Origin of the sequence: Pseudomonas sp. B21_DOA, assembly GCA_030544685.1 — a bacterium.
Lineage (GTDB): Bacteria > Pseudomonadota > Gammaproteobacteria > Pseudomonadales > Pseudomonadaceae > Aquipseudomonas > Aquipseudomonas fluorescens_AO.
This window is the reverse complement of sequence record CP086683.1, coordinates 4503619-4523253: the sequence shown is the minus strand read 5'-3', so window position 1 is coordinate 4523253 and position 19635 is coordinate 4503619. Positions and strand designations below refer to the sequence as shown.

The following is a 19635-nucleotide window of genomic DNA, read 5'->3' as shown; positions in this document are numbered from 1 at the left end:
CGCCAATCGTGATGACTCGCGGCAGGTGGCAGTCAGGCGAAGTTCTGCTCGGCCGACCAGTTTTCGTACCAGTGACGGAACAGCGAATACTGCTTCTCGGCATAGCGCCGTTGCGAATCGCTCAGCACATCGGTTTCGTTGAAGTGCAGGGTGTATTGCTTGTCGCCGTTGAGCACCATCAGGTGTTTGTAATACAGCACCAGATCGCAACCTTCGTCGAACGATGACAGCACCGCCAGCGCCGACTCCAGCTCCCGCGCCTGACGCCGGGCCTTGGCATCGCCTTGCGCGGCCTGCTTGCTCAGCGCCACCAGTTGCAGCACTTCGCGGGGCAGGGCGTTGCCGATGCCGGTAATGGCGCCGGTGGCGTTGCAGTTGACGAAACCGTGCACCACCTGCGTGTCGACGCCGACCATCAGCGTCACGTCGTCATCCTTGGAGGTGATGTTCTCGGCTGCGTAGCGCAGGTCCGCGCCGCCGCCGAATTCCTTGAAGCCGATCAGGTTCGGGTATTCGCGGCGCAGTTCGAAAAACAGATCAGCGCGGGTGGCGAAGCCGTAGTAAGGGCTGTTGTAAATAACCGCCGGCAGATTCGGTGCGGCTTGCAGAATCGCGGCGAAGTGCGCCTTTTGCGCCGTCGCCGAGGCGCCACGGGAGAGCACGCGCGGGATGACCATCAAGCCTTGCGCGCCGACTTTCGCCGCATGCGCTGCGTGGGAGACTGCTTCACGGGTATTCACTGCGCCAGTGCCGACGATGGTCGGCACCCCGGCAGCGACCAGACGCGCCACGCCTTCCTGGCGCTCGGCTTCGGTGAGCAGCGGCCAGTCGCCCATTGAGCCGCAATAAACCACGGCGCTCATGCCGATATCGATCAGCTCGCGACCCTTGGCCACCAGCGCTTCGAAATCCGGTTTGCGCTGGGCGGTGCACGGGGTCATCAGGGCCGGCATGCAGCCGGTGAAGATGTTGTCGCTCATGGTTCAACTCCTTGGCATTTCGTTTGATTCGAGGTGAAAAATCGGCGTGGCGGCTCAGATGCCCCACGCGAACGGGTCGGTGTCGTCTATCAGCAAGGTGCTGTCGGCGGTCATGTAGGCGCGGCCGGTGATGAACGGGCGAATGCGTTCGCCCTCCCATTCGAAGCGGCCTTCGAACTGGCTGCCAGTGATGCTCGCCTGAACCCATAGCGCGCCGGGCTGCAGCTTGTCGTCGGCGGCCAGACAGGCGAGTTTGGCGCTGGTGCCGGTGCCGCACGGCGAGCGGTCATAGGCTTTGCCGGGGCACATGACGAAGTTGCGGCTATCGGCGTTGTCGTCGTCGGCGAACAGTTCGATGTGGTCGATGACCGCGCCGTCTTCGCCAGAGATGCCTTGATCTTCCAGCGCCTTGAGCATCGCCCAGGTGTAGGCCGTCAGGTGCTCGACGTTGTCCATGGTCAGCGTCTGGCCATGCTCGGAGACGAGGTAAAACCAGTTGCCGCCGTAGGCGATATCGCCGACAACGCGACCGAAACCGGGTACGTCCACCGGCACCTGTTTGCGATAACGGTAAGCGGGCACGTTGCCCAGGGTGACCGAGCCATCGTCGTGCAGCGTCGCGCTGACTTGCCCCACCGGTGTGTCGATCCTGTGCACGCCCGGCTGGATTTTCCCCAGATGCTGCAACGAGTTGATCAGGCCGATGGTGCCGTGGCCGCACATGCCCAGGTATCCGGCGTTGTTGAAGAAGATCACCCCGCAGGTAGCGTCCGGCGAGACCGGCGGGCAATACAGCGCGCCGACCAGCACATCGTTGCCACGCGGTTCGAGCAGACAGGCGCGGCGCCACTGATCGTGCTGGCTGCGCAGGGCGTCGCGTTTCTCGACCATGCTGTTGCCGGACAACTCGGGGAAGCCGCTCATCACCAGTCGCGTCGGTTCGCCGCCGGTGTGGGAATCAATGACGTGTACTCGTTTCATGAAGAGATCCCGTTGTATGATTTCAGTAGGCGCCGGCAGGGCGGGCGTTGACGGTGGGCGAGGGCGCAGGGCTTTCGCTTTCTTCGTCCTCGTCGTCCAGACGCAGCAGATGGGCAGGCACGCCGGTCGCTGCGCCCCAGTAGTAAATACCGGTGGCGCAAGCGGCGACGACGATCGTGTCGAACGGATGAGTGAGGATGCCCAGGCCCCCGAAGGTGCCAAGTTTCGACAGCACGATGGTCACCGCGTAGAAGGCGATCAGCCACGCCGATGAGCGCACCTGACGCGCCAGACTCAGGTGTGCAGTGGGCACAAAGCGACCGCAGAACAGGTAGATGACAAACATCAGAATCTGCAGGCCAAGCAGCCACGACACGGTGTTCCAGCCCGACCAGTAGACGATCAGCGCGGCAATGATGAACGACACCGGCCCGAGCAGGCCCATGCTCTTGACCCGGAACGGGCGCGGCATGTCCGGCGCATTGCGCCGCAGCGCCGCAACCGATACGGGCGCCACCGCATAGCTCAACACCAGCGCGGCGGAGACCACGTTGATCAGCGCTTCCCACGACGGGAATGGCAGGGTCCAGAACACCGACAGGGCGAAAGTCAGCCACAGCGCCGGACGCGGGATGCCGGACTTTTCATCGATGTGGGTGAAGACCTTGAAGAAGGTGCCGGTTTGCGCCCAGCCGTAGATCACTCGCGGGGTGGCGTTCATGTAGATGTTGCCGCAGCCGCTCGGCGAGATCACCGCATCGGCGACCACCAGATACGCCAGCCATCCGACACCGAGCGCCAGGGCGATGTCGCGATAGGGCAGGGCGAATTCCTTGCTGATACCGGCCCAGCCGTTGGCGAGCATCTCCGTCGGGATGCTGCCGAGAAAAGCCATTTGCAGCAGCACGTAGATCAAGGTCGACAGCAGCACCGAGAGAATCAGCGCGATGGGAATGGTGCGCTGTGGATTCTTCACTTCGCTGGCGACGGAAATGATCGGCGTCAGGCCCAGGTAGGCAAAGATGATCCCCCGGCAGAGACGGCCATCTCCACGCCGGACAGGCCGAATGGGGCGAATCCCTGAACCTGGAAGTTCTCCGGTTTGAAGAAGGTGAACAGCACGCCGATGACCAGCAGCGGCACGATGAATTTGAACACGCTGACCAGATTGTTGGCCTTGGCGAAGGTCTTCACGCTGCGGTAGTTGAGCAGGAAAAACACGCAGAGCAGGCCGAACTGCACCAGCCAGCCGAGGATCGTCGGATCGCCGCTGCCAGCCTTGGTCAGGCCCGGAAACCACGCCGCCGCGTATTGGCGCGAGGCGACCACTTCGATCGCCACCAGACTGGAAAACGCAATCAGGGTGATGAAGCCCATCAGGTAGCCGAGCAGCGGGCCGTGGGAGTAAACCGGGTAGCGCACCACGCCGCCGGCCCGGGGCAGTGCGGCGCCCAGTTCGCAGTACACGATACCGAGCAGCAACACGGCGAAACCGCCCAGCAACCAGGAGAATATCCCCGCCGGCCCGGCAATCGCCGAGACATGGCTGGCGGCAAACAACCAGCCGGAACCGAAGATCGCTCCGAGTCCGATAAAGGTGAGGTCGATCAATGAAAGCTGTTTTTGAACTTGCCTTGGCCTGACATGGCATCGCCTTCTTGTGAGTTATTGGATAGGCAGTTGTGTCACGGGGACGAGCAGACTTTGCACCGCTCGGCAGTGGCGGCGATTGATGTTTTATGCCGGGATCGATGACGAATTCAGCACAATGGCGCCGATGAATGCGCGGCCTCGACAGGGCCGCGACGTTGCTGCAATCTGCTCGCGAGTGGCATTTATGGTGGTTCAGCTCGAGGGGAAGTCTTTGATGCAGTCAGCGTTTTCGATCCTGTGCCAGGGCACTGACGGCTTGCGTGCGCAGACCCTCGAAGAGATGGTCGCCAGTGCGGCGCAGCTGTTGCCGATACTCGATGTGATCCCCAATGCGGCGATCTTCATCAAGGACCTGCAAGCGCGCTATGTGCTGGCCAACCGCACGCTGGTGCAACGTTGTGGTTTGAGGGATTTGCGCCCGTTGCTCGGCAAAACCAGTGCGCAGGTGTTCCCGGCGCAGTTGGGCCCCGGTTATACCGAGCAGGATCGCAAGGTGCTGGAGGAAGGTTTCGTGTTGGAGGATCAGCTCGAACTGCATCTGTATGGCAGTCGCGAGCCGGGCTGGTGCCTGACCCACAAGCGGCCGATCTACAACCGTGACGGGACGATCATCGGCCTGGTGGGGATCTCGGTGGATCTGCAATCAGCCAGTGAAACCCATCCGGCGTTCGAGCGTTTGGCGGCGGTCGATGAATACATTCGCGGCAACTTCAACCGGCGGGTACCGCTGAGTGAACTGACACGGATCGCCGGGATTTCCGTGGCGCAACTTGAGCGCTATTGCAAACGCGTTTTTCACCTGACACCACGGCAGATGATTCAGAAAGTCCGCCTGGAACACGCGCATCGATTGCTGCACAGCGACTTGCCGATCACCGAGGTTGCGCTGCAATGCGGCTACACCGATCACAGCGCTTTCACCCGTCAGTTCAAGGTCTCGACCGGGTTTACACCACGCGAATACCGGCAGGCGACCGGGCTTTAGACCAACACGGCCAGCCACGCCGAGAGCAGCAGAAGGAGGGCCAGCGCCGCGTTCATTCGTTTGAACGCTTGCGGTGAGCTGAGCAAGCGTGCGCTGCCAACGCCGAGCAATGCCCAGAGCGTCATACACGGCAGCGATACCAGCAGAAACGCCAGCGACAACACCAGCAGGCGCAGCGTCTTGTCGCCGCCGCCAACAAATACGCTGACCACGGCCACAGCCATCATCCACACCTTAGGGTTGACCAGTTGCAGCAGCGCCGCGCCGAATACGCTCAAACCTTGTTCCTGCGCGGCATTCGGGTCCAGCGATGGCGGCGGGCTGCGAAAGATCTGCCACGCCAGCCAACTCAGCCAGAGCACACCGCCCCACGCCATCGCTTGTTGCACGCGCGGAAAGCGCAACAGGGTTTCGCCAGCACCGAGCCCGACCACCAGCACAATCAGCGCCGCCGCCGCACAGGCGCCAAAAATGATCGGCAACGTGGCAATCAATCCGCGCCGGGAACTGTGGCTCAGCACCAGAATATTGGTCGGCCCCGGGGTGATCGAGGCAACGAAAGCAAACAGCAGAAAGGGCAGTAAAGACGCCATGGTGCAAATTCCTGAATGTCGAAACAGGACATCATGATCGTCAGCGCGAAGGCCTCAGTCTGGAAGATTTGAGCAGCGTCTGCGGTAGTCCGCCGGGGTCAGTTGGTAGGCGCGGCGGAACCAGCGACCGAGGTGACTCTGGTCGGCGAAACCAAGCACGCTGGCCACCTGCGCTGGCGTCTCGCCGCGCGCGAGCAATTGCCGCGCCTTGGCCAGGCGCAGTTGGATAAGGTAGGCGTGGGGAGCGAGACCGAAAGCGGCTTTGAAGGCGCGGGTCAGGCGAAAACGATCGACGCCACAGGCTTGCGCAAGGTCGTCGAGGCCGATGTCTTCATAGGTGTGGGCATGCAGATAGTCCCGCGCGACCTGCGCAACCAGTGGCAGGCGCGGATCGAAGTCCTGACGCTTGCGCCAGTCGAGGTGGCGGGTGAGGGACGCCAGCAGGCCATCCAGCGCAGTCTGCCGGACGATGCGCAGATCGCCGTCATGTAACGCGTGGAAGGCTTGCACGATCGCCGCCGACAGGCGCGGATCGTGGCTCAGGGTGTCGGCAAAGCCTGGCTGACTGTCGGCGGGCGCCTCTTCGAACAGCGCGTGCAGTTCGCGCTCCAGCCAGTGCGGATCGAGATACAGCATGGAGTAGGTAAAGCCATCCTCCGTCGGCGCATGGCCGTCGTGGATTTCACCCGGCTCGAGCAGAAACACGTGCCCCGGCGTACTGCGATGACGCACCCGGCGGCAGTTGAATTGCTGGACGCCTTGCTCGGTCACTCCGACGAGAAAACTGTCATGCCAGTGTGGATCGTAGGCATGCCCACGGAAATGCGCACGAATCGACTCGATCCCGGTATCGACATCCTGGGAGAGAGAGATCCAGTTGCGTTTGTCCATGGGAGGACTCCATAGGGCGGTTGAGCAGGGGCGTTTCCAAAATACCGCGTGGAGGAGGAGAGTGTTTAGAAGATTTGTGCAGGTGCGCAGGAGGGATCGCGTCAGGCAATGTGCCTTGGATGGGACCAGAAAACGCAGACGAAAAAACCGCCTTCGCGGGGCGGTTTTTCATGCCTCGGTTTGGAGCCGAGGCCGTGTGCATCACTAGCCACACCAACATGTCCGCGCATGGTATTGAGTTTCTCCCGTCAGTGCAACGAAGGTTTAGCGTGGTGTGCGAGGTTTTTTCGGAACGTCCAGCGCATGAAACTGAATTCAGGTCTGTCAATAAACATTGTCATAAATACGATTTTACAAAGGTTCTGTCGTAGCCGCAGAATAACCTTGGCTACTCGGGTTTTCTCTTCTGATTTCTGCGTTAAGATGCCCGCGCTCATCTTGTTGGTAGAGCAGTGAGGTTTGGCTGGGGGCGCAAAAGGTTTTACGCCCTCTGACGCGGATTCGCACCCGCGCCGGAATGATGTCTCGGAGGGATTTCAACCGGCCGCCTCGCTAGCTACACCAACATGTAGGCTGAAGGCACGCATGGTCCGGTAAGTTTGCTGGAGGTTTGGCCGCCAGCCCTGGAGGCCAAAACGTATGAAGCTTTTGCTGCGTACGCTGAGCCTTGTATGGAGATTGTTGAAAGCCTTGCGCTTCTACGAGTTCCTGCGAGATCACTTTGACGACTTGAAATAAGGTCGTCTAAGTGGGAAAAGACCCGTTTCGGTTTCGACTGATACGGGTCTTTTTTTGTGTGAATAATACTGTCAAAAATGAGATTGTCAGTTTTATGCTTTCCACTTTGTAGGGCGTTTCGCTTGGTGACGTAAGCAATAGCATAAAGATCAATCCAATAGCGGCTCATGCTCGACCATCTATTGATTGCGTCAATAACAACCATTAAGTCAATGAAGTTCTCATATCCATGGTGCGGCGTAAGATCGGCTCCATACCCAACCACTGCGACTCGGAGCACATCATCATGAAACGCCAGACTATCCTCGGTATCGCTTTCTCGGTTTTTGCACTGAATGCCTTCGCCGCCACCGAAACCGACCCGCTGTTCAGTGATGCGGTCGCGGCCGCCACTCAAACAGACCGCTTGTTCAGCGATGCAGTAGCCGCAACCGAAACCGACCCGCTGTTCAGCGATGCAGTCGCTGCGACCGAAACTGACCCACTGTTCAGCGATGCGGTCGCTTCTGACGGTTCCGATCATCTGCAAGGTAATAGGGTCGCCGAAGGTGGCGCTGACCGTCTGCTCGAACGTCGCACCGCTTGAGCTCAACGATGAGCATCGATAACGAATGCCGCCTCAACCACAGGCGGCATTCGTTCTATTCACGCTTTACAACTCTGCTCTAAACCGCACTCGGCAGCACGGCCTTGTCGCGATCGCGGCTCTTGAATGTCGCCCAGAAGCACAGCAATACCACCACGGAAAAACCGGCGGGGAACAGCCAGATGCTTCTCCAGTCATGCCCCGCGCTTGATGTGAAGTGATCGGTAATCCGTCCCGCAATCCAGAACCCAATCAACATGCCCAACCCGTACGTGGCCAAGGTGATCAAACCTTGCGCGGAGCTGCGGAAGCGTTCCGGTGCCTTGGCATCCGTGTAGATTTGCCCGGACACGAAGAAGAAGTCATAGCACACGCCGTGCAGGGCAATGCCGATCAGCAACATGAATGCCTGATCGTCGTTATTGCCGAAGGCAAACAGCACGTAGCGCAACGCCCAGGCAGCCATGCCGACCAGGAGTGCGATCTTGATGCCGAAGCGATGGATGAACAGCGGCAACAGCAACATGAACAGCACTTCCGACACCTGACCGATCGCCATCTTCGCCGTCGGGTTGGTCACGCCGATCTCGGCCAGAAACGGATTGGCATTCTGGTAATAGAACGCCAGCGGAATGCAGATCAGGATCGAGGCAAGGAAGAACACCAGATAGCTGCGATCCTTGAGCAAACCCAACGCATCCACGCCGAGCATCTGCTTGAGGCTTGATGAGCCCGCTGCGGTTTTCAGCGGCGCAGTGTTCGGCAGACTGAAGCTGTAAAGCCCCAACAGCAGCGACGCGACGGCGGACATCAGGAACGTATTGCGCAAGCCCCGGCCGCTATGCTTTGCTGCGAGTCCCAGGCGAATACGAAGCTGATCACCACCCCAGCGACGATCCAGCCCACGGTGCCCCACACGCGAATGCGCGAGAACTCCAGGGCCGGGTCTTTGATCTGGCGGAACGCCACGGCGTTCACCAGCGCCAATGTCGGCATGTAGACCATCATGTAGGCGAGCACATAGGGATAGAACGCGCTGAAATCCGCCGCGCGATAAAGCTGATAGAGCAACACCGCGCCGAGCAGATGCAGCACCGCCAGAATACGTTCGGCATTGAAGAAACGGTCGGCGATCAGCCCAATGACAAACGGTGCCAGAATCGCGCCCCAGGACTGCGTGGCGAAGGCCATGCCGACCTGACCACCACTGGCGGCCAGCGTTGTCGCGAGAAAAGTACCGAGGGTGACGAACCAGCCACCCCAGATGAAAAACTGCAAAAACATCATCACGCTGAGTCGCGCATTCATTACGTTCATTTCAGATCACCGTATTGTTTTTATGTCGGTAACGCGGATGAATCAGTCGTCAGTCAGGCCGAGCAAGCGCCGGTTGGAAGCGGCGTCAGCGCTGACCCCGGCGAAATCGTCGAAAGCCTTGGCGGTCTTGCGGATCATGTGCCGCTCGATGAACGCCGCGCCTTCCGCCGCGCCCTGTGCGGAGTCTTTCAGGCAGCACTCCCACTCCAGCACGGCCCAGCCGTTGAAGTCGTATTGGCACAATTTGCTGAAGATCGATTTGAAATCGATCTGGCCGTCGCCCAGCGAGCGAAAGCGTCCGGGACGCTCGACCCAACCCTGATAACCGCCGTAGACGCCGGAGCGCGCATCGGGGCGGAACTCGGCATCCTTGACGTGGAACATGCGGATGCGTTGGTGGTAACGATCGATGAAGCCGAGGTAGTCCATTTGCTGCAGCAGCAGATGACTCGGGTCATACAGAATTGCGGCACGAGGGTGGTGGTTCACCGCTTCGAGAAACTGCTCGAACGACGCGCCGTCATGCAAGTCTTCGCCGGGATGGATTTCGTAGCACAGATCAACGCCTGCCTCTTCGAAGCAGTCGAGAATCGGCAGCCAGCGCTTGCCCAGTTCGGCGAAACCTTGCTCGACCAAGCCAGCCGGACGTTGCGGCCACGGATAGACGTAGGGCCAGAGCAGGGCGCCGGAAAAGGTCGCATGGGCCGTCAGTCCGAGACGCTGGCTGGCACGGGCGGCCAGTTTCAACTGTTCGATGGCCCACTCGGTGCGCTCGCGGGGTTTGCCGCGCAGTGCTGGCGGGGCGAAGTCGTCGAACAAGCTGTCAAACGCCGGATGCACCGCGACCAATTGTCCTTGCAGGTGCGTCGACAGCTCACTGATTACCACGCCGGTGCGGGCGCAGACAGCGATGAGCTCGTCGCAGTAATCCTGGCTCTCAGCGGCGCGCTGCAGATCGAGGAAGCGCGTGCCGAGGGTCGGTACCTGGATGGCTTTGTAGCCTTGCGAGGCCGCCCATTCGGCGATGTTGGCGAGCGAGTCGAAAGGCGCTTCGTCAGCGATGAACTGCGCGAGGAAGATACCGGGGCCTTTCAAACCTGCGGCGTTCTGCTGATTACTGTTCATTGTTCGGGGCTCCTGTCAGTTGGCCGGGGATCTCGCTCCACTTCTCGTTGCCAAGATGATTGGCGATGGCGGTTTCGATAAACGCCATGCCGCGCAGGCCGGTTTCAATGCCCGGAACGCCCGGCGCTTGATGTCCCTCAGTGCCTTGTAGAATCGCTTCGGCGAGGGCGCCGTACAGATTGGCCATGGCTTCCAGATAACCTTCGGGATGCCCGGCGGGCAGGCGCATGCGCTGGGTTGCGGCGGCGCACAGCCACGGTTGTCCGACGCCGGAACGCAGAACGCGCATCGGCTCGTCCAATGGTCGATGAATCAGGCTGGCCGGTTCTTCCTGCCGCCATTCAAGTCCACCCTTGTCCCCGTAGACGCGAATCTTCAGCGGGTTCTCTTCACCGGCGCAGACCTGGCTGGCGAGCAATACGCCACTGGCGCCGTCGCTCATTTTGAATAGCATCGCCACATCGTCATCCAGTTGCCGACCCTCGACATGGGCGCCGAGCATCGCGCTGATGAACTGGATCGACTGGCCGGCAACGAACTCCGCCAGGGAAAACGCATGAGTGCCGATATCGCCGATGCAGCCGCCGATCCCGGATTGTGTCGGGTCGTCGCGCCAGCCGGCCTGCTTGTTGCCTTGCCCGGCGACGTCGCTGCTGAGCCAGCCTTGCGGGTATTCGACGAGGACTTTGCGCACGCGCCCGAGCACGCCGCTGACGACCATTTCGCGGGCCTGCCAGACCATCGCGTAACCGAGGTAGGTGTGCGCCAGCCCGTAAATTCGCTGGCTGTTGATGACCACCGAGCGCAGCGCCTGCACCTCGGCGAGGTTCAGCGCCGCGGGTTTCTCGCTGAACACATGAAAACCGGCGCTCAATGCCTCACGGGCAATCGGTGCGTGCAGATGATTCGGAGTGACGATGACCAGCAGTTGCATGCGCTGCTCGGCGGGCAGGGCGGCTTCGCGGGTAAGCAGGGTTTGCCAATCGTCGTAACAACGTTCGGCGGATACTCCCAGGGTCGCAGCGGTGCGCTGATTATTCTCCGAGTCGCGGCTGAACGCGCCGCAGACCAGTTCGAAGCGTCCGTCGAGGCCGGCGGCTTGCCGGTGGGCACGGGCAATGAATGAACCTTCACCGCCTCCAACAAAACCCATTCTTATTTTTGCGGCAGCGTACATGGCAGTCGTCTCGGTAGCTGGATGCAATGTTGATGAGTGATGTAACCGGTTACATCGTGGGCGAAATCTAGGCTTGAATTAGCCGAGTGTCAAATGCCAGCGGATGATCGACAGCGTTTCGATCGCTCGTCGCCTGCGGTAAGCTCCGCGCCTGATCGGCATGAATCAACGAGGTGGTTTTGTCCAATATTCGCGAAGTGGCTCGGCTGGCCGGCGTTTCCGTGGCGACGGTGTCTCGTACGTTGAAATCGCCCGAGCGCGTCCTCGCGCCAACCCGTGAGCGCGTCATGGCCGCCGTGGAGCAGGCCGGCTATCGGCCGAATCTGATGGCCGTGCAGTTCCGCTCGCGGCGTACCGGCAATCTGGTGATTCTGGTGCCGACCATCGCCAACACCTTTTTTGCCCGGGTCATCAGCGGCGCCCAGCAAGCGGCGCAGGCGGCCGGCTATCGCTTGCTGCTCTGCGACACCCAGGGCCGGGAAGAACTGGAGCGGCAATTCGCCGAGCTGGTATACGCCTATCAGGCCGACGGGGTGATCCAGTTGCGCGCCTACGACCCGTTCGAACACGCTCCGGCCGACGCCGATCTACCGCCCATCGTCAACGCTTGCGAAGTGGTCAAGGCCGGGCGTTATCCGACCATCAGCCTCGACAACGTCGGCGCTGCCAAAGCCATGACCGATCACCTGATTGCATTGGGACACCGACGCATCGGCCTGATCAAAGGCTCGAAAAACAGCCCGCTGACCCGCGATCGACTGGCAGGCTACGAAGCGGCATTGCGCGAGGCCGGGATTGCTTTCGACGAAGCACTTATCTGCCATGGCAACTTCACCCTTGAAGCCGGCTTCGCAGGAGCGGAAAGGATGCTGGCAATGGTCAATAGACCCACCGCGCTGTTCTGTGAAAACGATGAAATGGCCATCGGTGCGCTCAAGCGCATCCGCCAAGCGGGACTGCGTGTGCCCGAGGACATTTCACTGGTCGGTTTCGACGACATTCCCATGGCTGCCTACTGCGATCCGCCGCTGACTACTATTTCGCAACCGGCCGAAGTCTTCGGGACCAAAGCGGTCGAGATGCTGATTGCCCTGATCGAAAAACTGCCGCTGTCAGAAAGGCATGTCGTTCTGCCGTTCGAGCTGACACCACGCAGCAGCACGGCCCGCATCGACAACTCGGGCAAGCGCTAACCGAATCACGCCGCTGGCGGCTTCGCCAGCGCAATCCCCGCCGCGCCCAACCGCTTCAACACTTCAAACAACAAATCGCTCTTGGTCAGCCCGACAATCCTCGGGCTACCGACATAACCGGTGACGGTGAGGGTTATGCCGTCCGGCGACAACTTGCTGAAACGCACGAACGGCGCCGGTTTATCGAGGATGGTTTCGTTCTCGTGATACGCATCCAGCAGCAGCTGTTTGACCTGCTCAGGATCGATATCCAGCGGAAACACCAGCTCCAGCGATGCCACGCCCTGAGCACTGCCGCCGAGGGTAACGTTGCGCAGGTTCTGCGAGATCAGCTGCGAGTTGGGCACGATCACGATCGAGCGGTCGCTGAGCTGGATTTCCGTGGCGCGCACGTTGATGCGGCGGATGTCGCCCTCGACGCCGCTGATGCTGATCAGGTCGCCGACCTTCACCGGGCGCTCGGTGAGCAGGATCAGGCCGGAGACGAAATTCTTAACGATCTCCTGCAAACCAAAGCCAATGCCCACCGACAGCGCACTGACGATCCACGCCAGGTTCGTCCACTGCACACCCAGCGACGACAGTGTCAGCAGAATTACAAAGGCGTAGCCGATATTGGAAAACAATGTGCTCAGCGACGCGCACATGCCTGGGTCCATGTCGGTCTTGGGCAGGAACTCGTTATCGAGCCAGCGGCTCAATGCGCGGATCAGCCAGATGCCTATCAGCAGCGCCAATAGCGCATTGAGCAGGTGTGCCGGGACGATGTTCAGCTTGCGCAAACCGGCGCCGCCGAGGGTCGACATGATATTGGTGATCAGTTGGCCGAACGTGGTGCCGATGCCGCCGACAAACAATGAAATCAGCGCCATCAACATCAATCCGGCGCGGCTGAAGCCGGACAGCAGAATAGAAATCTGATCGAGGCGCCGATCACTGATCCCCAGCAGTTGCTTGAGCGCCTGGCCGCTCGCGTGCTTCGGCGAAAACAGGTGCTCACAGGCATCCTTGACCAACTGAATCAGCAAGTAAAACCCCGACAACACGATGTAGCCCCACACCAGCTCATAACTGATGAACCGCGCCAACGATACATATCCCGCCAGCAAGGCGATGGCCGAGGCAAACATCGAGAGGCTGGCGACGCTGTAGATCAGCCCGGCGAACACGCTGTTCGTCGCCGAGGGGTCATTGGCCGCGACCAGCGCCTTGCGCACTTTGCCGACGCGCAACAGCATCGTGCCGATGATCGCCAGTACCACCAGCGAAATCACCCCGCGCCCGGCCATAACGATATTGCTGCTCATGCCTGTGGCATTGGCGACTTGCACCAGCGTCACCAGCACCAGCAAGGTGCAGGCAAGAATCCGCGGATAAGGCTTGAGCGCCATCGCCACCGGATCGGCAATCGCCGGCAGGCGCCACGACGGATGTTCGGTCGACAGCAATGCGCGGCTGAGCCCGGTGATCAGCACGCAGGCGTACACGACTTTTTCGAACTCTTCGGAAAACGTCTCCAGCACCGGCGGCAGGGCGTCGTGGCGGGTACAGGCGTAGAACAGCAGTTTCAGGGCGATGGCGGTGGTTATGAACGTCGCGATGGCTGACGCCAAGGCCAAGGCACTGCGCCGCAGTCGGCCCTCCGCCACGCGATGAATGCAAAACCACGTTAGCCCGCGCTCAGCCAGACGCCTGCCGAACGTCCAGATCAGCAGGGCCAGCAGCACCAGCACGCAGGTGAAGAAACGCTCGCCCGGCGCCCAGACCGTGGCCCAGACGTCACCGACCTGTGCCACGAACAGGCGCAGCCGCTGGCGGTCGTCCTCGCTTGGACTGACCAGCGGCGCCCAGAAGTGCGGACTCAATACGCTACGGGTGCTCAGCGTCAGTTCACTTTCCAGCAGGGTGCGGCGGATGCCGGCGATTTGCGTGATCAGGTCGGCGGCATTCTGTTTCAGTGCGGCGAGGCTTTTCAGCGTGCCGTCGACCTTGCTTTTCTGCTCCGCCAGCGTCGCCCGCTGCGCGACGATATCGGCTTGCTCGGCGGCCACCTCGGCATCGGGCGCCGTGCCCAGTACGCCCAGCTGCACCGCCAGTTGCGCCTGTTGTGGCAACAGCGCTGCCGACAGCCGGTCGACATCGAGAATGAACGCCTGCACCCGGTCCTGCGGGCCTTCGAGCTGGTTGTAATTGTTCGCTGCCGAAATCTGCTGCTTGAGCCCGTCGAGGCGTTGTTGCAGGGCTTGCAGATCGCTTTGCGAAATCACCGGCAGCGGCGCTGCGCTTGAGTTCGCCGGCGCCGCAAGGTCGGCCGCCCACAGTGCAGCGCTGCCCGGCATCAGCAGCAGCAACAGAATCAAAAACAACGACTTGGATGAACAGCGCATGGGGGCGGCAGGCTCGAGTGGATCGCACAGTCTATGAGGGTAGGTGATCGCGCCGAATGGGGCGGAAAACTTTCCGGGAAAAGGCCTTTGGCACGCTCAGCAGATCCAGCGGAATGATCAGCGCAACGCATGGTCAACCGGCAACAAAGGCTTCGAGAGCACACCATGTCCATTGCCAAGGAAACGATTGAATATCTGCGTCACCATTCACTGATGATCACCACCGCTGAGTCCTGTACGGCGGGAGAAATCGTCATGCTTTTATCGGAAGTGCCCGGCAGCGGCGAGTTGATCGAATGCGGCTATGTGGTCTACTCGCCGCAGGCCAAGCAGCGCTTGCTCCACGTCAGCCCGGCGACCATGGAAACCTTCAATCTGACCAGCGTCGAAGTCGCCAGTGAAATGGCGATCGGCGCTCTGCGCGACAGCACCGCCAACGTCGCGGTCGCCACCACCGGCATTCTCGGCCCCGACGACATGGATGGGATAAAAGCCGGAACCGTGTGTTTCGCCTGGGCGTTCCAGTTCGATGACGGACATTTTCTGTTCAGCACTCAGCAGTGGTTTCCCGGCTCGCGCAGCGAAGTGCAGACCCGCGCTTCGGAGTTCGCCTTGCAGCAGATGGCGGTTTTTCATCGTCGCGCTTTGCAGGGTGAAGGGCGGTGGAGCCGATGAAGCCTGACGCTGAGCATCCCGATTTAAAGAGCCGACAATTCCCGGTGCAGGAGGACATGGCCTATCAGTTGAAGGTCTGGCGCTTTGAGCACATCGGTTGGTATCTGCTGGTTGCGTGCATGCTGCTCGGCCTGTTGGGCCTGTTTTCCCGTGGCGTGCTCAGTTCGCAGGACGCCCGCAGCGACGACGGCAAAGTCCAGGTTGAATACGAGATGTTCCATCGCAACGGCTCGACCAACCCATTGAAACTCAGCGTGCACACGACGCCTGAAGCCACTGTCGAACTGGACATCGGCGGCGAGCTGCTCGATGGCTTCAGCATTGAAACGATGCAGCCGGCGCCGGTGCGTATGCGCAGCTCAGCGCAGGGCATGCGCTTGTGGTTGCAGGCGGACGCGCAGGGCCAGGCGACGCTTTACCTGACCCTGCGCGGCGACGGATTGGGCCTGTTTCGCAGCCATATCCGCGCGCCGGGCTCGAGCGAAGTCAGGCTCACTCAATTCATTTATCCATAGGTGACCCATGGACTCGGTGTTGCGCGCACTCGCGATGTATCTGGCACTGATGGTGCTGTTCAAAATTGCCGGCCGGCGGTCGCTGGCCGAGCTGACGACGTTTGATTTCGTGCTGCTGATGATCATCGGTGAAGCCACCCAGCAGGCCTTGCTGGGCGACGATTTCTCCCTGACCAATGCGTTTCTGGTGATCATCACCCTGATCGCCATCGACGTTGGGTTTTCCTTGCTCAAGCAGCGTTCCGGGTGGGTCTCGCGATTGATCGATGGCGAGCCGACAATCATCGTCGAGAACGGCAAGCTGCTGCATCGACGTCTGCGTCATGCGCGCCTGGTCGAGGCGGATGTCATGGAGGCGGCGCGCTCCAGCCAAGGCATTGAAACCATCGACCAGATCAAATTCGCGATCATTGAGCGCAACGGCAAGATTTCCGTGATCCGCCAGGATCCGGAAGGTGGCTGAACCCTTGGCGCCGCTCGCGGGCAATTTTTTTGAACGCTGAAAATCCCGCGTAGCCCAATGCTTACCAGTCATTGGAGGATTGCGAAATGAACGAGGCAGCGAGTTATTTTTCCATCGCCGTGGCGGTGATCATTCTGCTGGTCGACCTGTGGGCGATTGTCAGCGTGTTTCGCAGCAACAAGAGTGTTGGCGTCAAAGCCGCTTGGGCGATCGGTCTGATCGTGTTCCCTGTGCTCGGCCTGATCGTGTGGGGCATCGCCGGCCCGCGCGGTGTCAAGGAAGGGCCTTCGTCGCCAGAGCACAGCAAGGGCTGAGCATTGATGCAACCTGACCACTGTTTAAGGAGATCGTCATGAAAAAATATGTGTATGCCTGGGCTTCTGCTCGATGTTTCTGTTGCATGGCTGTTTCGATTCGAACAAGGCGACCAGCCAGGACGAAGACAAGAGCAAGGCATCGGTGCAAATGCAGCAGAAGAAGGCAGATTAGCCCGGTAAGGTTCCCAGGGTTATTGGCACACGGCGCCGCTTTTCTTCGAACAGACTCGCTTCCACCTTTCGCAAATCCTGTGGGAGCGAGCCTGCTCGCGAAGGCTTTCGATAGTGAACAGCCAGCGCCTCACGCGTCAGTCCATTCCAGCCATGCCCAATAAGCCATAGCCGCAGCACTGATACTCGCTCCCAGCAGACAAACGCCAACCCAGCCAAAATGCGCATAGGTGTACGTCGCCGCGATCGCGCCCAGGCCACTGCCCATCGAGTAAAAACACATATACGCACCGACCAGTCGGCTTTGCGCATCGGGTCGTGCGGCAAAGATCAGACTTTGATTGGTGACCTGCACCGCTTGGACGGCGAAGTCGAGCAGGACTACGCCCACAGCCATCGCCAACAGCGAACGCTCGACAAACGCGATGGGCAACCACGACAGGGTCAACAGTGCCAAGGCGATGCCGGTAGTGCGATTGCCCAAACCGCGATCGGCAAGGCGTCCGGCCCGTGCGGCGGCAAGTGCGCCCGCCACCCCGGCCAGGCCGAACAGCCCGATCTGCGTATGCGAGAGCGACAGTGGCGGCGCGCTGAGCGGCAGCACCATAGACGTCCACAACACGCTGAATGCAGCAAAGACGAGCAGCGCGAACATGCCTCGGATCCGCAATACGCGCTCAGTCATAAACAACTGGAAGACCGAACGCAGCAATTGCCAGTAGTTGCCCTGTGCGGGCGGTTTCGCCGAGGCGGGCAGGGCGCGCGACAACATGATCGCCACGCCGATCATCATCATTGCCGAGACGAAATAGACGCTGCGCCAGCCCGCCACGTCGGCGACTACGCCGGAGACGAAACGCGCCAGCAGGATGCCAAGCACCACGCCGCTGGTGACGGTGCCCACGGCTGCACCGCGTTGATCCGGGCTCGCGAGGCTGGCGGTGCAGGCGACCACCACTTGCACGACAACCGCTAACAAGCCTACCAACACCATGGCTGCGAGCAGCATGCCCCAGCTTTCGGCGAAGCCGACTGCGCACAGCGCCACCGCCGACAAAAGCAACTGGCTGATGATGAGCTTCTTGCGATCGAGCAAATCACCCAGCGGCACGATGAACAACAGGCCGACGGCATACCCGGCTTGGGTGGCGGTCACTACTACGCCGATGGCACCAGACGAAACGCCCAGGCTGACGGCCATGGATTCGAGCAACGGCTGGGCGAAGTAAACGTTGGCCACCGCCATGGCGCAGGTGATCGCAAAAGGAAAGTCTGTAAGCGACTCAAACCAGCCGACGAGGTGTGAGCCGCATCGTCTGGATCGAGCAGGGTTTGCGTGGGGCAGGGCATCCTTGCGTCCTCGTATTGTGGTTTTGAATTGAAACCTTGGCGTTGATCTTTGTCTATTCAGGTTGTTAAATGCAACCACATTCAGCCGCTGATACAGTTCAGGAACAACATGGCCCGACAGCAATTATTGGCCCAGAGCGAATGCCCGGTGGCGCGGACCCTTGAGGCCATTGGCGACCGCTGGGCCTTGATGATTATTCGCGATGCATTCGATGACGTGCGCCGTTTCAGCGAATTCCAGAAACGGCTGGGGCTGGCGAAGAACATCCTCTCGGCCAAACTGAAAAGGCTGGTCGAACTCGGTGTGCTGGAGATTCAACCGGCGTTCGACGGCAGTGCCTACAAGGAATACGTGCTCACTGACATGGGCCGCGCGGTGTTTCCCATCGTTGTCAGTCTGCGCCAGTGGGGCGAGCGCTTTCTGTTCGCGCAAGGCGAGGAGCATTCGGTATTGCTCGACAATGAGCGGGCCGAGCCTGTTGAGACTATCGTCGTCCGTTCGACCGCCGGCGCGCTGCTGACTCCGGCCGATTGCCACCGAAAACTGGTGACACGCGGGCGATGATGCGCGCTGGCTGTGATTTTTCTCTCAGAGTTTGTTGAGCGGAATTTTCAGATAGACCACGCCATTATCTTCCGCTGCCGGCAGATTTCCCGCCCGCACATTCACTTGGATGGCCGGCAGCAACAACGTCGGCATGCCCAGCCCGGCATCACGCTGAGTGCGCATTTCGACGAACGCCGCTTCATCGATTCCGTCGTGCACGTGGATATTGCTTTTGCGCTGTTCGCCAACGGTGGTCTGGCAGTGCGAGGCGCGGCCCTCGGGCGGGTAATCGTGGCAGACGTAGAGCTTCACGCTGGCCGGAAACGCCAACAGCTTCTGGATCGACTTGAATAATTGCTGCGCATTGCCGCCGGGGAAATCGCAGCGCGCGGTGCCGACGTCGGGCATGAACAGCGTGTCGCCGACGAGGATCTGTTCGGCGTCGATCAGGTAGGCCATGTCCGCCGGCGTATGGCCGGGAACATGCAGGGCGGTGGCCTTGAGATTGCCGATCATGAACGACTCGTCCGGCGCGAACAGGTGATCGAACTGCGAGCCATCGACGCGAAATTCCGGCTCAAGGTTGAACAGCGCCTTGAACACGTTCTGCACTTTACTGATCGATTCGCCGATGGCGATCTTGCCGCCCAATTGACGACGCAGATAAGGCGCGGCGGACAGGTGATCGGCGTGTGCATGGGTTTCCAGCAACCATTGCACTTGCAAGCGATGCGCACGTACGAAGGCGATGATCTTGTCCGCCTGTGCCGTGCCGGTGCGTCCGGCGGCACCGTCGTAATCGAGCACCGGGTCGACGATTGCGCACTGGCCACCGTCGGCTTCATAGACCACGTAGCTGTAGGTCGAGGAGGCGGGGTCGAGGAACGCTTCAATCAGGGCGGGCATGGCTAAAACCTGTGCTGGGGAATTTCGGGTTGCAACACTTTATGTAAAAACATAATGTTCGCAGCTTAAGTGACCTTCAAGGCCT

Annotated in this window: 17 protein-coding genes and 2 pseudogenes; 8 read left to right on the top strand and 11 right to left on the bottom strand. The window is 60.4% G+C overall.

All coding sequences use genetic code 11. The features are described 5' to 3' along the window. Positions 1-32 precede the first annotated feature (32 nt). From LJU32_20845 to LJU32_20835, 3 genes and pseudogenes are all read right to left on the bottom strand, one after another. On the bottom strand, positions 33-980 hold the full coding sequence (locus LJU32_20845) for a dihydrodipicolinate synthase family protein (GenBank protein WKV87998.1): 948 nt from the start codon (positions 978-980) through the stop codon (positions 33-35). Positions 981-1034: 54 nt separating this feature from the next. Further along, a complete protein-coding gene (locus LJU32_20840) occupies positions 1035-1961 on the bottom strand; it encodes a 4-hydroxyproline epimerase (protein ID WKV87997.1) in 927 nt (308 codons plus the stop codon). Between the two features lie 22 nt (positions 1962-1983). Continuing rightward, positions 1984-3572, bottom strand: a pseudogene (locus LJU32_20835) (APC family permease). Between the two features lie 256 nt (positions 3573-3828). On the opposite strand from LJU32_20835, the gene LJU32_20830 reads away from it, so the two are divergent. Continuing rightward, entirely contained in the window at positions 3829-4599 is a 771-nt protein-coding gene (locus tag LJU32_20830) for an AraC family transcriptional regulator (GenBank protein ID WKV87996.1), read from the top strand. Here the strand turns inward: LJU32_20830 and LJU32_20825 are convergent. Together LJU32_20825 and LJU32_20820 are read right to left on the bottom strand one after the other, a co-directional pair. After that, complete coding sequence (locus LJU32_20825; GenBank protein ID WKV87995.1) at positions 4596-5192, bottom strand: LysE family translocator; 597 nt, start codon at positions 5190-5192, stop codon at positions 4596-4598. The two genes, LJU32_20830 and LJU32_20825, sit on opposite strands and share 4 nt — an antisense overlap. Before the next feature lie 54 nt (positions 5193-5246). After that, positions 5247-6083: an AraC family transcriptional regulator gene (locus LJU32_20820; protein WKV87994.1), complete on the bottom strand. Its 837-nt coding sequence runs from the start codon at positions 6081-6083 to the stop codon at positions 5247-5249. A gap of 1024 nt (positions 6084-7107) precedes the next feature. Here LJU32_20820 and LJU32_20815 point away from each other — a divergent pair. Then, the gene (locus tag LJU32_20815) at positions 7108-7407 is read left to right on the top strand and encodes a hypothetical protein (protein WKV87993.1); all 300 of its coding nucleotides are present in this window, start codon (positions 7108-7110) and stop codon (positions 7405-7407) included. 79 nt (positions 7408-7486) lie between these two features. On the opposite strand, the pseudogene LJU32_20810 reads toward LJU32_20815, so the two are convergent. The 3 genes and pseudogenes from LJU32_20810 to LJU32_20800 all read right to left on the bottom strand — a co-directional run bounded on the left by LJU32_20810 (position 7487) and on the right by LJU32_20800 (position 11002). Then, positions 7487-8724, bottom strand: a pseudogene (locus LJU32_20810) (nucleoside permease). A 42-nt stretch (positions 8725-8766) separates the two neighbouring features. Continuing rightward, entirely contained in the window at positions 8767-9849 is a 1083-nt protein-coding gene (locus LJU32_20805; protein ID WKV87992.1) for a sugar phosphate isomerase/epimerase, read from the bottom strand. Next, entirely contained in the window at positions 9839-11002 is a 1164-nt protein-coding gene (locus LJU32_20800) for a Gfo/Idh/MocA family oxidoreductase (protein ID WKV87991.1), read from the bottom strand. Before LJU32_20800 ends, LJU32_20805 begins: the two co-directional genes overlap by 11 nt. A gap of 203 nt (positions 11003-11205) precedes the next feature. Here LJU32_20800 and LJU32_20795 point away from each other — a divergent pair, with 203 nt between their 5' ends. Then, positions 11206-12219 carry a LacI family transcriptional regulator gene (locus LJU32_20795; GenBank protein WKV87990.1) on the top strand — a complete coding sequence of 338 codons (1014 nt, stop codon included), beginning with the start codon at positions 11206-11208 and terminating at the stop codon, positions 12217-12219. 5 nt (positions 12220-12224) lie between these two features. Here the strand turns inward: LJU32_20795 and LJU32_20790 are convergent, their stop codons facing one another. Beyond that, positions 12225-14606, bottom strand: a complete 2382-nt coding sequence (locus LJU32_20790) for a DUF3772 domain-containing protein (GenBank protein ID WKV87989.1) — start codon at positions 14604-14606, stop codon at positions 12225-12227. A 165-nt stretch (positions 14607-14771) separates the two neighbouring features. Here LJU32_20790 and LJU32_20785 point away from each other — a divergent pair, with 165 nt between their 5' ends. From LJU32_20785 to LJU32_20770, 4 genes are all read left to right on the top strand, one after another. Further along, positions 14772-15281, top strand: coding sequence for a CinA family protein (locus LJU32_20785; protein ID WKV87988.1), 510 nt, complete (start codon positions 14772-14774; stop codon positions 15279-15281). After that, complete coding sequence (locus LJU32_20780; GenBank protein ID WKV87987.1) at positions 15278-15796, top strand: hypothetical protein; 519 nt, start codon at positions 15278-15280, stop codon at positions 15794-15796. The genes LJU32_20785 and LJU32_20780 overlap by 4 nt, the downstream gene beginning before the upstream one ends. 7 nt (positions 15797-15803) lie before the next feature. Continuing rightward, positions 15804-16259 (top strand): DUF421 domain-containing protein, encoded by a 456-nt coding sequence (locus tag LJU32_20775; protein ID WKV87986.1) that lies wholly within the window; start codon positions 15804-15806, stop codon positions 16257-16259. A gap of 86 nt (positions 16260-16345) precedes the next feature. Further along, positions 16346-16573 (top strand): PLD nuclease N-terminal domain-containing protein, encoded by a 228-nt coding sequence (locus LJU32_20770; protein WKV87985.1) that lies wholly within the window; start codon positions 16346-16348, stop codon positions 16571-16573. A gap of 304 nt (positions 16574-16877) precedes the next feature. Here the strand turns inward: LJU32_20770 and LJU32_20765 are convergent, their stop codons facing one another. Beyond that, on the bottom strand, positions 16878-18092 hold the full coding sequence (locus LJU32_20765) for an MFS transporter (GenBank protein WKV91163.1): 1215 nt from the start codon (positions 18090-18092) through the stop codon (positions 16878-16880). A 114-nt stretch (positions 18093-18206) separates the two neighbouring features. Here LJU32_20765 and LJU32_20760 point away from each other — a divergent pair, with 114 nt between their 5' ends. Next, positions 18207-18662, top strand: coding sequence for a helix-turn-helix transcriptional regulator (locus tag LJU32_20760; protein WKV87984.1), 456 nt, complete (start codon positions 18207-18209; stop codon positions 18660-18662). 24 nt (positions 18663-18686) lie between these two features. Here LJU32_20760 and LJU32_20755 read toward each other — a convergent pair whose 3' ends face one another. Then, on the bottom strand, positions 18687-19550 hold the full coding sequence (locus LJU32_20755) for an MBL fold metallo-hydrolase (protein WKV87983.1): 864 nt from the start codon (positions 19548-19550) through the stop codon (positions 18687-18689). Positions 19551-19635: the final 85 nt, after the last annotated feature.